General features: G+C 60.2%; 10 protein-coding genes. 5 read left to right on the top strand and 5 right to left on the bottom strand.

Features of this window, described 5'->3' with window-relative positions:
• Nucleotides 1-17: 17 nt before the first annotated feature.
• Both phoR and phoB read right to left on the bottom strand, forming a co-directional pair.
• Nucleotides 18-1,331: a phosphate regulon sensor histidine kinase PhoR gene (gene phoR / locus GVJ63_RS21150; RefSeq protein WP_010255313.1), complete on the bottom strand. Its 1,314-nt coding sequence runs from the start codon at nt 1,329-1,331 to the stop codon at nt 18-20.
• A 14-nt stretch (nt 1,332-1,345) separates the two neighbouring features.
• The gene (gene phoB, locus GVJ63_RS21145; RefSeq protein WP_003852491.1) at nt 1,346-2,035 is read right to left on the bottom strand and encodes a phosphate response regulator transcription factor PhoB; all 690 of its coding nucleotides are present in this window, start codon (nt 2,033-2,035) and stop codon (nt 1,346-1,348) included.
• Nucleotides 2,036-2,232: 197 nt separating this feature from the next.
• On the opposite strand from phoB, the gene sbcD reads away from it, so the two are divergent.
• From sbcD to GVJ63_RS22435, 3 genes are all read left to right on the top strand, one after another.
• Nucleotides 2,233-3,432: an exonuclease subunit SbcD gene (gene sbcD, locus GVJ63_RS21140; RefSeq protein ID WP_159227329.1), complete on the top strand. Its 1,200-nt coding sequence runs from the start codon at nt 2,233-2,235 to the stop codon at nt 3,430-3,432.
• Nucleotides 3,429-7,103 carry an AAA family ATPase gene (locus GVJ63_RS21135; protein ID WP_159227328.1) on the top strand — a complete coding sequence of 1,225 codons (3,675 nt, stop codon included), beginning with the start codon at nt 3,429-3,431 and terminating at the stop codon, nt 7,101-7,103. Before sbcD ends, GVJ63_RS21135 begins: the two co-directional genes overlap by 4 nt.
• 286 nt (nt 7,104-7,389) lie before the next feature.
• Nucleotides 7,390-7,620 carry a cell envelope integrity TolA C-terminal domain-containing protein gene (locus GVJ63_RS22435; protein ID WP_010255303.1) on the top strand — a complete coding sequence of 77 codons (231 nt, stop codon included), beginning with the start codon at nt 7,390-7,392 and terminating at the stop codon, nt 7,618-7,620.
• Here GVJ63_RS22435 and GVJ63_RS21125 read toward each other — a convergent pair.
• The gene (locus tag GVJ63_RS21125; RefSeq protein WP_010671183.1) at nt 7,617-8,684 is read right to left on the bottom strand and encodes an AraC family transcriptional regulator; all 1,068 of its coding nucleotides are present in this window, start codon (nt 8,682-8,684) and stop codon (nt 7,617-7,619) included. The genes GVJ63_RS22435 and GVJ63_RS21125 overlap by 4 nt on opposite strands.
• 162 nt (nt 8,685-8,846) lie before the next feature.
• Nucleotides 8,847-9,851 carry a phosphotransferase enzyme family protein gene (locus GVJ63_RS21120; RefSeq protein ID WP_159227327.1) on the bottom strand — a complete coding sequence of 335 codons (1,005 nt, stop codon included), beginning with the start codon at nt 9,849-9,851 and terminating at the stop codon, nt 8,847-8,849.
• 249 nt (nt 9,852-10,100) lie between these two features.
• Here GVJ63_RS21120 and eat point away from each other — a divergent pair, with 249 nt between their 5' ends.
• The gene (gene eat / locus GVJ63_RS21115) at nt 10,101-11,465 is read left to right on the top strand and encodes an ethanolamine permease (RefSeq protein WP_010671181.1); all 1,365 of its coding nucleotides are present in this window, start codon (nt 10,101-10,103) and stop codon (nt 11,463-11,465) included.
• Nucleotides 11,466-11,548: 83 nt separating this feature from the next.
• Here eat and mak read toward each other — a convergent pair whose 3' ends face one another.
• On the bottom strand, nt 11,549-12,460 hold the full coding sequence (gene mak, locus GVJ63_RS21110) for a fructokinase (RefSeq protein WP_033766617.1): 912 nt from the start codon (nt 12,458-12,460) through the stop codon (nt 11,549-11,551).
• Between the two features lie 146 nt (nt 12,461-12,606).
• Between mak and rdgC the strand changes: the two genes are divergently transcribed.
• Nucleotides 12,607-13,518: a recombination-associated protein RdgC gene (rdgC, locus tag GVJ63_RS21105; RefSeq protein WP_159227326.1), complete on the top strand. Its 912-nt coding sequence runs from the start codon at nt 12,607-12,609 to the stop codon at nt 13,516-13,518.
• Nucleotides 13,519-13,796 lie beyond the last annotated feature (278 nt).

The raw sequence follows: 13,796 nt of genomic DNA, 5'->3' as shown, positions 1-13,796 counted from the left end.
GGGAGATCCGGCAGCAATTAATGAACGGCATTCTCCTGCATCACGCTGCTGACAATCAACCTCGCTGGCAGCGTAAAGGTAAAACAGGTCTCCTTGTGCGGCACGCTGGTGATATCGAGCCGCGCGTTATGGTGGCTCAGAGCATGTTTCACTATCGCCAGTCCCAGCCCGCTGCCGCCGGTCGCACGCGAACGGGCTTTATCGACCCGGTAGAAACGCTCGGTAAGACGCGGAATATGTTCTGAGGCGATGCCCGGCCCGTTATCGCACACCCGGAAAATGGCCCCCTGTTTGCCGCGCAGCCAGCTGATATCAATTCGCGTGCCATCCGGTGTGTGGTTTACCGCGTTGTAAACCAGATTGGAGATGGCGCTGCGCAGCTGTTCATCGTTGCCGAACACTTTCAGATGGGGATCGGTATGGAAATGGATGTCGTGACGGCCACCACTCAGCGTTGCCGCCTCATGCTGCAGCAGTTTCAGCATCACCGGCACATCGACCTTCTCTTTCAGATCGATTGCGGGCGCGGCTTCAATGCGCGATAGCGTCAGCAGCTGTTTGACCAGGCTGTCCATGCGGCGCGTCTGCTCCGACATGGTGTGCAGCGCTTTGCTGCGCGAAGGCTCGCTCATCACCGAGTCGTTCATCATCTCCAGATAGCCCTGCAGCACCGTGAGCGGTGTGCGCAATTCATGGCTGACGTTGGCAAAGAAGTTGCGGCGCGCCCCTTCCAGCTGATGCATCTGCGTGACATCACGCGCCACCAGCAGCCACTGCCCTTCGCTGTAGGGCATGACGCGGAACTCCATGTGAAGTTTGTTGTTCAGCACCAGCGTCAGCGGCTTGTCGAAATCGCGCTGGCGAAGATAGCGCGAGAACTCCGGATAACGGAGCAGATTGAGGATGTTCTGGCCATTATCTTCCGGCCAGCGCAGACCCAGGTGCTGCTGCGCCAGGCCGTTACACCAGAAAATGGTGCCCTCTTCGGTGGTCAGGATCACCGCATCCGGCAGCGACTCGGCACCGCTGCGGAAACGCTTAATCAGATTGCCCAGTTCACGCCGCCGCCGCCGGTTGCGGAGCTGCATCTGGTAAAGACCATAAAACAGCGGTTCCCAGCTGGCACGCCCGGCTGGTGGCGTCATGGTGCGGTCGAGCCACAGCCAGTGCGACAGCCGCATCAGATTGTGAAAATGCCACAACAGCACCGTCAGTACGCTCAGCAGCAGCCACCAGGGCAGACCGCCGAACAGCAGGCCCAGCAGCACTGCGGGCAGACAGACCAGAAGCAGTTCTGTCAGTAATCTCTTCCAGGAGAGGCGTTCCAGCACGGTAAAGGCTCCGTTTAGTAGCGGGCAGAGAAACGATACCCTGTTCCGCGAACGGTTTGTACCATGCGATCGTGGCCGGACACTTCCAGCGCTTTACGTAAACGACGGATGTGAACATCGACAGTGCGATCTTCCACATACACATTGGTGCCCCAGACGTGGTTCAGCAGCTGTTCGCGGCTGTAAACGCGTTCCGGGTGGGTCATAAAGAAGTGCAGCAGCTTATATTCTGTCGGACCCATCTCCAGCGGCGTGGTTTCGGACATCACGCGATGTGAGGAGGGATCCAGACTCAGCCCCTGCATCTCAATCACCTCTTCCACGGCCATCGGCGAAATACGGCGCATCACCGCTTTGATCCTCGCCATCAGCTCTTTAGGTGAAAAGGGTTTGGTAATGTAATCATCGGCACCCACTTCCAGGCCGCGCACCCGATCCTCCTCTTCGCCGCGCGCGGTGAGCATCATCACCGGGATATCGCGTGTCATCGCCTCGCGTTTCAGATGTTTGATAAACTGAATACCGCTGCCACCGGGTAACATCCAGTCCAGCAAAATCAGATCGGGCCAGGGTTCAATCAGCTTGCCAACGGCGCTGTCATAATCTTCCGCCTCGATTGGCTGATAGTCGTTCTGCTCCAGAACAAAACACAACATTTCACGGATGGGGGCTTCATCCTCCACAACCAAAATGCGCTTAGCCATTATTACTCCTGCTGATTATGACGGATGTCACTGAGATTCGCGGCGCCATTATGCGTCAGATTTGTGACACTTTTATGAAAAACATAACCTGCCTGTAACCTCACTGGTAATCATTTATGACAGCGCAGCGACAATTTTTTGCTTTGGCCGCAGAGCCAGTATAATCGCCGGGCGAATCACAACGGCAGGGACTCATCATGCGCATCATTCATACTGCGGACTGGCATCTGGGGCAGTTCTTCTACAACAAAAGTCGGGCAGCCGAACATCAGGCATTTCTCGACTGGCTGTTGATCCAGATTGAACAGCATCAGGTGGATGCGTTGATCATCGCAGGCGATCTGTTTGATACCGGTACACCGCCCAGCTACGCCCGCGAAATGTTCAACCGCTTTGTGGTGGCGCTGCAGCCCAGCGGCTGTCAGCTGATTGTGCTGGCGGGCAACCACGATTCCGTTGCCACGCTGAATGAGTCGCGTGAGCTGCTCGCCTGTCTCAATACCCGGGTGATCGCCACCCCGCAGGAGAAGGATGATGTGCTGCTGCTCAACACCCGCCAGGGCGAGCCGGGCGCGCTGCTGTGTGCGATTCCCTATCTGCGGCCGCGCGATATCCTGCGCAGCCGGGCGGGTCAGTCGGGACGCGACAAGCAGACCTCGCTGCTGGAAGCGATCGCCCACCACTATCAGCAGCGATTCACCGCCGCCCAGGCGCTGGGCCATGCACTGCCGATTATCGCCACCGGCCATCTCACCACCGTCGGCGTCAGCCAGAGCGATTCGGTGCGCGACATCTATATCGGGACGCTGGATGCCTTCCCGGCCAGCGCGTTTCCCGCGGCTGACTATATCGCACTGGGGCATATTCATCGCGCTCAGCGCGTCGCGGGCAGCGAGCATATCCGCTACAGCGGCTCACCGATTCCGCTGAGCTTTGACGAGCTGGGCACAGAAAAAAGCGTCTTCCTGCTGGAACTCACCACCAGCGGCCTGCAATCGGTCACGCCGCTGTTGGTGCCACAGGCGCAGCCGATGCAGGTGCTGAAAGGATCGCTGGCGCAGATTGCAGAGCAGTTAAATGCCTTCAGCACGGCAGAGCAGGAGAAGCCGACCTGGCTCGACATCGAAGTCACCACCCAGGAGTACCTCAGCGATCTGCAGCGTCAGGTAGAAACCCTGACCGCCACGCTGCCGGTCGAAGTCCTGTTGCTCCGCCGCAGCCGTGAACAGCGGCAACAGAGCCTGGCGCGGCTCGACAACGAAACCCTGAGTGAGCTGAAGGTGGAGGAGGTCTTTGCCCGCCGGCTGGCGCTGGATGAGGAGCTGCAACCAGAGCAAATCGCCGAGATGACCACCCTGTTCCGCCAGACGCTGGCCGCCATGGAAGAGACCCAATGAAGATCCTCACGCTACGGTTCAAAAACCTCAATGCCCTTCGCGGTGAATGGTTCATCGACTTCCGCGCCGAACCTTTCGCCAGCAACGGCCTGTTCGCCATTACCGGTGCCACCGGCGCCGGTAAAACCACCCTGCTGGACGCCATCTGCCTGGCGCTCTATCACCAGACTCCGCGCCTGGGCGCGATTTCACAGAGCCAGAATGCGCTGATGACCCGCGACTGTGCCGAATGTCTGGCCGAGGTGGAGTTTGAGATCAAAGGAGAAGCCTGGCGCGCCTTCTGGAGCCAGAACCGCGCGCGCGGCACTGCTGACGGCAAACTTCAGGCGCCGCGCGTTGAGCTGGCACGCTGCGCTGACAACACTATTGTTGCCGATAAAGTCGGTGACAAGCTGAAGCTGATCGAAACCCTCTCCGGGCTCGATTTCGAAAGGTTTACCCGCTCGATGATGCTGTCACAGGGCCAGTTCGCCGCCTTTCTCAACGCCAAAGCCAGTGAGCGCGCGGAACTGCTTGAGGAGCTGACCGGCACCGAAATTTACGGTCTGATTTCCGCCGCCATCTACGAGCGCCACAAAGAGGCAAAAACCCAGCTGGATCTGCTGCGCAGCCAGGCGGGAGCGATGGCGCTGCTGGATAGCGACGCACGCGCCGCGCTGCAACAGCAGCTCACCGATCTGACCGATGCGGAACAGCAGCTCAGCGCGCACTATCAGCAGGCGCAGCAACAGCAGCAGTGGCAACAGCAGGCGCAGCAGTTACAGCAGGAAAATGCGCAGGCTGACATCGCGCTGCAGCAGGCCCAGGCTGCATCCCAGGCGGCAGAGGCCGATCGTCAGCGGCTGGCACGCAGCGAACCAGCTGAAAAGCTGCGGGTAAAACTGCAGCAGCGCGACGCGTTACGCACCGAACAGCAGCAGGTCGTGAGTCGCTGTCAGCAACTCACGGCGGCGCAGCAGCAGGCGCAGACCCAACAGCAGCAGCATCAGCAGCACTACGCGACGACCCAAAGTGCCCGCCAGCAGGCGCTGCAGGAACAGCAGCAGCAGGAAAGTCTGCTGACAGAACAGGTTCTGCCGCTGGATCAGCGGATCAGCGCACTGCAGCAGCAGCTTGCAGAGCAGCAGCAGGAAAATGCCCGACAGCAGCAGCATGCTGATCAGACACAGGCCAGCCTGGCAGAGCAGAAGCGCCAGGTTGAGACATGGCAGCAGGCGATTGCCGAACAGCATCAGTTACGCCAGCAGCTTGCCGATCTCGCCCAATGGGGCGCTTCGCTGCCGGTGTGGCAGGAGAACTTTGCCCTGCTGGCGCAGCGTGAAGCGACCCTGGCCGGACTGGCGCAACAGCGCGAGCAGCAGCAGCGACAGATCGCTGCCCAGCAGGCGGAACAGCAGCAGCAGGCAGAACAGGCGCTCCCGCGCCAGCAGGCGGAGCAACAGGCCCGCCAGGCGCTCTCGCAGGCGGAGCAAGTACTAACTTCGCTACAGGAACAGCATCCGCCTGCCGCACTGCGTCAGGCATTAAGCCAGTTGCAGAACAGCCGTCCGGCTCGTCAGCAACTGCTGCTGCTTTCAACCCAGTGGCAGCCGCTGCACCAGCAGCTGGGCCAGCGCCAGCAGCGGCTTATCGCGCTCGCAAAAGCGCATCAGCAGAGTGAAGCGGAACTCCAGGCCCTGCGCGAGACGTGGAAACGCGAAAAACAGCAGCTGGATGATGTCGAAAAAATCTGCGCGCTGGAGCAGCAGATTGTCGATCTCAGCGATTACCGCGCCCGGCTCGCCGCCGATCAGCCCTGTCCGCTGTGCGGCTCCTGCACGCATCCCGCCGTTGAGGCCTACAGCACGCTGGAAGTAAGTGCTAACCAGCAGCGCCGGGCTGCACTGCAACAACAAACCGAGGCATTGCGCGAAGCGGGCACGGCAAAAAGCGAACAGCTGAAACAGTCAGCCGTGCAGCAGCAGACCCTGCGCGATGAGATCGCGGAGATGCAGCAACAGCTCGATCGGCTTGAGCAGCAATGGCAGGCGCTGAGCGGTGAGCTGGCACTTACCTTCCCGCTCGCCGATCGGGATGCCTTAACCGCGTGGGAGCAGCAGCAAAGCGAACGTGAAAGCCAGCTTGAGCAACAGCGACAGGCGCAGGAAGCCGCCGAACAGGCGCGTCAGGCCGCAAAGGATTACCATCTTCAGCAGTCACAGGCCTGGCAGCAGCATTTGCAGGCAGAACAGCTGGCGCAGCAGTCGCTGTCCAGCCTGCAACAGGCGCTGGATGCGCTGCAACAGCGTCAGCAGCAGGACCAGCAGGCCATGGCGCAATTGCAGAGTCGTCTGGAGCAGCAGTTCAGTGCACACAACCTTGCCCTGCCCGACGCCGCCCATCGCGATGCATGGCTGACAGAACAGCAGCGGCGCTGGGAGCGCTGGCAGGAAAGTGAGCGGTTGCTCGCTAACCTGCAACCGCAGCTGTTAAAGGGGGAAACCCAGCTCACTGCCCTGCAACAGCAGGCAGAACTGGAGCAGCAGCAGCTCACCACTCGTCAGCAGCAGCAAAACCAGCGCCAGACGCAGCTCAGCGAGATGCGCCGTGCCCGTCAGGCGCTGTTTGGCGACCGCGAGGTCACCCACGCCCGTCAGCAGATACAGGCCCGCGTTCAGCAGGCTGATGAACAACTGGCACAGCAGCTCACGGCCCTGCAACAGGCGCAGGCCGAGGTCAGTCGCCTGCAGGGTGAGCTTTCGGGACTGGAAAATCAGCGGCAGACGCTCAATAGCAAACTGGCAGAGGCGGAAAGCGCGCTGCAGCAGGCACTGGAGAGCGCCGGATTCGCGGATGAAGCCAGCCTGCGCGCGGCGCTGCTGGATGAGCAGACCGCATTGCAACTGCGTCAGCAGTTGCAGCAGCTCGATCAGCAATGCCAGCAGCAGCAGGCGCGACTGGCAGATCTGCGTCAGCGGCTCAGTCTCCATCAGCAGGCGAAACCCGCTGCGATACCGGAATCCGCCGAGGCGCTGGCGCAGCAGCTGGAGCAGTTACGGCTGGCACTGCGCGACAACGCCAGCCAGCAGGGTCAGATTCAGCAGCAGCTACAGAGCGATGCCAGCCTTCGTGTGCGCCAGCAGAGCCTGATGACGCAGATTGAACAGGATGGTGTGACGCTGGCGCAGTGGAGCCTGCTCAACGATCTGATTGGCTCCGCCAGCGGCGATAAATTCCGGCGCTTCGCCCAGGGCTTAACGCTGGATCACCTGGTGGCCCTGGCTAACCGTCAGCTCGATCGGCTGCATGGCCGCTATCTGCTGCAGCGACGGGCGCAGGATCTGCTGGAGCTGGATGTGGTCGATACCTGGCAAGCCGATGCGGCGCGCGATACCCGCACGCTGTCGGGTGGCGAGAGCTTCCTGGTGAGTCTGGCGCTGGCGCTGGCGTTGTCGGATCTGGTCAGCCACAAAACGCGCATCGAATCGCTGTTTCTGGATGAGGGGTTCGGCACGCTGGATGCGCAGACGCTCGACACCGCGCTGGACGCACTCGATGCACTCAACGCCAGCGGCAAAACCATTGGGGTGATCAGCCATGTGGAAGCGATGAAGGAGCGCATTCCGGTACAGATTAAAGTACGCAAGATGAATGGGCTGGGTTACAGCCAGCTGGAACTGCCGCAGGGATAGCGGGCGCCAGGGCGGTAAATTCTGGTTCTGACGACAGTCGGAGTAATGCCATAGCATTCATGATGCCGGTCTGTAGACTGTCGGCAGCAGACCGGAAGATCTTTAAGGAAAGTTGGCCAGTTAAATGAATTTAATTAATATAACGATGAGAATGTTGCCGGGGGTGATTATTGCAATTTCGCTCAGCGCCTGTCAGCAACCTGTGACAAAGCAACGGGATAGCGTGGCAAACCTCTGTCAGCCGTCGAAAGATCCTGACAGCCAATCCTGTCACTGGACTAATCAAATGCAGCCAGTACTGAACCGGCAGTTCAGCGATGCGGCGCGTTACGCCGGTCAGCAATGTCTGGTACGGATGGAGTGGCAACCACACAGCAGACATTATGCGGTGACCCAGACGCAGGGTGATGAAGCGCTCTGCCTGCGCGCCTGGCAACTGGTCGCGCAGACCCGCGATCTGCCGCCGCCGCCGGAGCCTGGACAACCGGCGTGGTTCGGCTTTGCGCCGCGCGGTTAGCTGGCCAGACCTTCCTGACGCCACTGGCGCGGACTGATGCCAAACCAGCGGCGAAAGGCGCGTGAAAACGCGCTGACTTCCGAGTAGCCCAGCAGCAGCGCCATCTCAGAGATGGGCAGCTGCTTCTGCTGCAGATAGTGTGTCGCCATTTCGCAGCGCACCTGATCGACCAGCGCGGTAAAGCTGCTGCCCTCTTCGCGTAGCCGCCGCTGCAGTGACCAGCTCGACAGTCCGAGCTTATCCGCCACCTCTTCCAGCACCGGCTCACCCTGCATCAGCGATAAATTAACCTGCGAACGCGCCTGCTCAATCATGCTCTGCTGCGACGTCACACGGTTAAGCCGCCGGATCGCATCCTGCATCACCATTAACAGGATCGGATCGCTCTCCGGCATGGCGCGCAGCAGATCGCGCTTGGGGATCACCAGTGAGTTAAACGGCTGATCGAACCAGACCGGCGCATCAAACACTTTGCAGTGATCGTGCCACTGGCCGGGACGCGGATGTTCAAAGTGGACTTCGCGCGGTGCCCAGTGTCTGCCTGCCACGTGGCGGATCAGATTCATAAACATCCCCAGCGTCAGCTCTGCATCCTGTCGGCGCGACAGGATCGCGCCATGTCGCACCTGATAATCCAGCCGCCAGCACTCTCCCTTATCCACCAGCCGGGTTAAGGTGTCGTGCTGATGCCAGGGAAACGCGTTGACCACATTATGCAGCGCCTGTTCCAGCGTGGCGGAGCACAAACCGATGTAGCCGATCAGGCCTAATGACTGCGGTTTAAACTGCCTGCCGTAGTGCAAACCGAAGTTATCAAAACCGGAGTGACGCGCCGCCTCTTCCAGCACCCGACAGTAGTTAACCAGCCCCAGGCTGAGCGTCGGACTGGCCAGGCGCTCCGGATCGATGCCGCTGATGCCGAAGATACGATCAACATCGCCGCCCTGGGTATGAATAAAGTCGCCTAAGCCGGTCGCCGCCGCTGCCAGCACGCCGTGATTGCCTGCCCCCGCCGCTGCCGAGCAGGCCGCAAACGCATCGGGCTTTATCAGTGTCGGATTCATGGTCGCCTCAGTCAGAATTCAGGTGGATCACCCGTTACTCCTATCCGAGCAATTTCCATACCAGGTCCCTGATGCCCGACGCGCCGCCTGCGGGCTGTCCGGGCGGCGCGCGGGCTACGCGCAGGGCACTGCGGCGGCGCAGCGACGCCCGCCGCTGGTGCATCAGACGCCGACCGGCAGCTGCTCACCTTCCAGATAGCGGCGGCAGAGGCGGACCGAGTGGCTGGCCCACGCCGATCCCAGGCTGCGCGCCATTTCGGTTTCGGCATGTGATCCCACCCACGCGGTGAGCTGGATACGACGCTGGATCAACAGCGCGGGCAGCATGGCCATCTCCGCATCGCTGATATGCGCCACCTGCTCATAGCCGCGGATCCAGTGATCGATCCACTCTGGCGCGCGCGGATGATGCTCAACAAAACTGATCGCCGCCGCCAGATCGTGCAGATACCAGCCGAGCCCGCAGTCATCGAAATCGATCACCCGCGTTTCGCCCTTGTGCAGCAGCAGATTGGTCAGCCGCAGATCGGCGTGGATCAGGCCATAGCGATCCGATCCTTTACCGAACTGCGTCATCGCCGCGCCGACCTGGCTTATAGCCTGCTCTACCACGCCGTGATCGGCAGGATTCAGATTCGGCGCATCCTGCCAGCGTCCCCAGTGACTCTCTGCGCTGGTCATGGTGTGGTGATCCCAGATGATGCGCTGGAAACCCGCAGGCGGCTGCCACTGTTTACTGTGCTGATGCAGCCGCGCGGTGATCTGGCCGAGCTGCTGAAAGGCGCGAGGATCGACGTCGGTGGTCGGCATCTCTCCGTCGATCCAGTGAAACAGCACCACGTAGCGTTCACCGCCCTCCGGCAGCCGCAGCGTCAGCGCGGTTTCGCCCTCTTTGTCCGGCACCGCTTCCGGCACCATAATGCCGGTTTCGCGCAGCGCATTGAGCCACAGCAGTTCGCTGACGATGTCGGCTTTTTGATGATAATCGCCGCGATGCAGCCGCAGCGCATAACGCCGGCCTGCCGCCTGCAGCAGAAACGTGGCGTTCTCTGAGCGGCACAGCAGGCTGAGCTGGCCCTGCAGCGCGGCGGGATAACAGGCCAGCGCCTGCTGCGCCATCAGGGTGAGTTGGGAATCAGTCAGGTTGTCATATTGTTTAGCGCTCATCAGTCCGGCTCCTTGTCACTTGCGTTATCTCAGCATGCGTTGCCAGAAGGTGAGCTGCTTGACTCCGGAAGAGACAAAGTTGACCGCAGCGTGCAGCTGGCCCGGTTGTTGCCTGTGAGTTGACCGTGGAGGACAGAAGTCACTGCGCCCGCGTCAAGTCGTGGCGAGTAATGCAACGGCATTATCCCCTTACTGTAGCGTAATGGCGGTGTAACGCCGCGCGAAGCCAACAACGACGGGGATAACAGTATGACAAACAGACTCAAGCCCACTCTGGGCACCCTGCATCTGTGGGGGATAGCGGTTGGCCTGGTCATTTCAGGCGAATATTTTGGCTGGAGTTACGGCTGGGCCGTGGCGGGCACGCTGGGATTTCTGGTCACCACCGCATTGATCGCCACACTCTATACCTGCTTTATTTTTAGCTTCACCGAACTGACCACCGCGATCCCCCATGCAGGCGGGCCATTTGCCTATAGTCGCCGCGCCTTTGGCGAAACCGGCGGACTGATTGCCGGTCTGGCGACGCTGATTGAGTTTGTCTTTGCGCCACCGGCGATTGCCATGGCGATTGGGGCTTATCTCAACGTGCAGTATCCCGAACTGAACCCGAAGACTGCGGCGGTCGGGGCTTACCTGCTGTTTATGACGCTGAATATTCTCGGCGTAAAACTGGCCGCGATGTTCGAACTGGTTGTGACGGTGCTGGCGGTGATTGAACTGCTGGTGTTTATGGGTGTGGTTTCACCCGGCTTCAGCCTGGCGAACTTCGCCGCGCACGGCTGGGCAGGCAGTGACAGCTTCGGACTGCCCGCCTTCTCCGGCATTTTCGCCGCCATTCCTTTTGCCATCTGGTTTTTCCTGGCCATTGAAGGCGCGGCGATGGCGGCCGAAGAGGCGAAAGATCCGACCCGGACCATTCCCCGCGCCTACATCAGCGGAATTCTGACGCTGGTGGTGCTGGCGATAGGTGTGATGCTGATGGCGGGCGGCGCGGGCGACTGGCGCAAACTCGCCGACATTAACGATCCGCTGCCGCAGGCGATGAAAATGATTGTCGGCGAACACTCTAACTGGATGCATATGCTGGTGTGGATTGGACTGTTTGGCCTGATTGCCAGCTTCCACGGCATCATCCTCGGCTATTCGCGGCAGTTTTTTGCCCTGGCACGCGCGGGCTATCTGCCGCCTTCTCTGGCCAAACTTTCGCGTTTCCAGACCCCGCATCGGGCGATTATTCTCGGCGGCGTGCTGGGTATCGCGGCAATTTACAGCGATGGTGTGATTAATCTGCAGGGGATGACGCTGACGGCGGCGATGATCACCATGGCGGTATTTGGCGCGATTGTGATGTACATCATGAGTATGCTGAGCCTGTTTAAACTGCGCCGCAGCGCGCCGGAGATGGTCCGCAGTTTCCGCGCGCCGGGCTATCCGATTGTTCCGGGCATCGCCCTGCTGCTGTCGGTGGTCTGTCTGCTGGCGATGCTGTGGTTTAATCCGGTGATAGGCGCGCTGTTTTTCGCCATCATGCTGGCAGGCTATCTCTACTTCCTCGCCACCAAAGCGCAGCGCGATCGGGCGCCGCAGGACAGTATGCTGGTCGGCGAATAAAAGCGGCGCGGGTGAGTGCCGTGGGTTAACGATTCAGCGCCGGGTCTCTCCGGCGCTGAATCGTCAGCGGATGCTCGGGTAACTCAGCCGTTAAGCGGCCAGAGCCACGCCGCACCGCGTACGCCGCTGGAGTCGCCATGCTGCGCCTTCAGCACCGGCGTTTCACACTCCCCGCCAAATACCCACTTCTTCATCAGCACCGGCACGGTCTGATAGAGACGATCCACATTGCTCATCCCACCGCCCAGTACAATCACATCGGGATCGATCAGGTTCACTACCTGCGCCAGCGATTTTGCCAGCCGCAGCTCATAGCGGCTCATCGCCAGTTCGGCGATCGGATCCTGCTGCGCCAGCAGCGAGACGATCTCCGCACCTTTGCGATGCACGCCGCTCAGCCGCTGATAGTCGATACCAAAACCGGTGCCTGAAACAAAGGTCTCTATGCAGCCCTGCTGACCGCAATAACAGGGCACTTCCTGACGGTAGCGCAGCTCATCCTCATCCATCCACGGCAGCGGATTGTGGCCCCACTCACCGGCATTGCCGTTACCCCCGATACGCGACTCACCGTTGATCGCCACACCGGCGCCCGATCCGGTGCCGATGATCACGGCAAACACCAGCGACTGTCCGGCACCGGCACCGTCGATCGCTTCCGACACCGCCAAGCAGTTGGCGTCGTTGGCGATACGCACTTCCCGGTTCAGCGCCTGCGCCAGATCTTTATCCAGCGGCTGACCGTTGAGCCAGGTGGAGTTGGCATTTTTTACCCGCTTACTGTAGGGCGAAAGCGTGCCGGGAATACCGAGGCCGACCGTGCCGGTTGCGCCGGTTTTCTGCTCCGCCAGCGTGACCAGATCGACAATCGCCTGCACCGTTGCCTGATAGTCATCACGCGGGGTATTCACCCGGTGGCGGAACAGTTCCTCTCCCTTATCCGACAATGCGATCACTTCTGTCTTGGTGCCACCCAGATCTATGCCTATGCGCAAGATTACGTCCTCGTTATTCGTTCAGGTGAGAGATACAGTAAAAGGCGTCTGCCGGAAAGGCAATGAAACCACTCCGATGTTTCGCTATCATGCGCGCTGACTCTCGCAGACTTGTGCGCCCGATCGCGCCACGGTAAGGAATCCCGATGTTGTGGTTTAAAAATATGATGGTTTATCGTCTGAATCGTGACATTCCGCTGTCCGCAGATGAGATGGAAAAGCAGCTCGACGCCTTCACGTTTTCACCGTGTGGCAGTCAGGATATGAGCAAGACCGGCTGGGTCTCGCCGATGGGCAACCGCAGCGATGCGCTGACCCATGAAAACAAAGGCCAGATTGTGATTTGCGCCCGCAAAGAAGAGAAAATCCTGCCCTCGCCGGTGGTGAAACAGGCGCTGGAAGCGAAAATCGACAAGCTGGAATCTGAGCAGAGCCGCAAGCTCAGGAAGACCGAAAAAGATTCGCTGAAAGATGAAGTGCTTCACAGCCTGCTGCCGCGTGCCTTCAGCCGTTTCAGCCAGACCTACCTGTGGATCGACACGGTCAACAACCTGATTATGGTTGACTGTGCCAGCGCTAAAAAAGCGGAAGATACCCTGGCGCTGCTGCGTAAAAGCCTGGGCTCACTGCCGGTGGTGCCGCTGACGCTGGAAAGCCCGATTGAACTGACCCTGACAGAATGGGTACGTTCAGGCGAGCTGCCTGCCGGATTCGCCCTGATGGATGAAGCGGAGCTGAAAGCGCTGCTGGAAGATGGCGGCGTTATCCGCTGCAAGAAACAGGATCTGGTGTGCGATGAGATCGCCAACCACATCGAAGCGGGTAAGCTGGTAACCAAACTGGCGCTCGACTGGCAGGAGCGCATTCAGTTCGTGCTGGCCGATGATGGTTCAGTGAAGCGTCTGAAGTTCAGCGACACCCTGCGCGACCAGAACGACGATATTGACCGCGAAGATTTTGCACAGCGCTTTGATGCGGACTTTATTCTGATGACCAGCGAACTGGCCGCACTGACCAGCAATCTGGTAGAAGCGTTGGGCGGCGAAGCCCAGCGTTAATCAGCCACCGGCAGAATCATCCTGACAGACGATATTTGCCAAAAAAAGGGCCGCTTAGCGTTAATGCCAGCCAGTTAAGCGACAGGTGATAACGCAGTCTGGTGCCGGGCAGGGGCTGGCGGTCCTCGCGCCGCTTCGCGGTTCCTTCACTTCATTCGCCTGCCTGACGGACCGCCGGGGATGGCACATCCTGTGCCGCCCCGCCTTTCGCCCGCGTCCTGCGGGCTCTCCTGGCAGACTCATTCTGTTCAGCGCTGCGGATTGCCTGCCCCTGCCCG

It is taken from the genome of Pantoea sp. 18059, from assembly GCF_902706165.1.
GTDB classification, from domain to species: domain Bacteria; phylum Pseudomonadota; class Gammaproteobacteria; order Enterobacterales; family Enterobacteriaceae; genus Pantoea; species Pantoea agglomerans.
The sequence above is the reverse complement of the archived record's forward strand: the minus strand, read 5'-3'. Positions and strand labels throughout refer to the sequence as shown.

Excerpts from the sequence above, each read along its gene's own strand:
- GVJ63_RS21135 (WP_159227328.1), top strand. The coding sequence starts at position 3,429 with ATGAAGATCCTCACGCTACGGTTCAAAAACCTCAATGCCCTTCGCGGT.
- rdgC (WP_159227326.1), top strand. The coding sequence starts at position 12,607 with ATGTTGTGGTTTAAAAATATGATGGTTTATCGTCTGAATCGTGACATT.
- sbcD (WP_159227329.1), top strand. The coding sequence starts at position 2,233 with ATGCGCATCATTCATACTGCGGACTGGCATCTGGGGCAGTTCTTCTAC.
- GVJ63_RS21120 (WP_159227327.1), bottom strand. The coding sequence starts at position 9,851 with ATGAGCGCTAAACAATATGACAACCTGACTGATTCCCAACTCACCCTG.
- eat (WP_010671181.1), top strand. The coding sequence starts at position 10,101 with ATGACAAACAGACTCAAGCCCACTCTGGGCACCCTGCATCTGTGGGGG.
- GVJ63_RS22435 (WP_010255303.1), top strand. The coding sequence starts at position 7,390 with ATGCAGCCAGTACTGAACCGGCAGTTCAGCGATGCGGCGCGTTACGCC.
- phoB (WP_003852491.1), bottom strand. The coding sequence starts at position 2,035 with ATGGCTAAGCGCATTTTGGTTGTGGAGGATGAAGCCCCCATCCGTGAA.
- GVJ63_RS21125 (WP_010671183.1), bottom strand. The coding sequence starts at position 8,684 with ATGAATCCGACACTGATAAAGCCCGATGCGTTTGCGGCCTGCTCGGCA.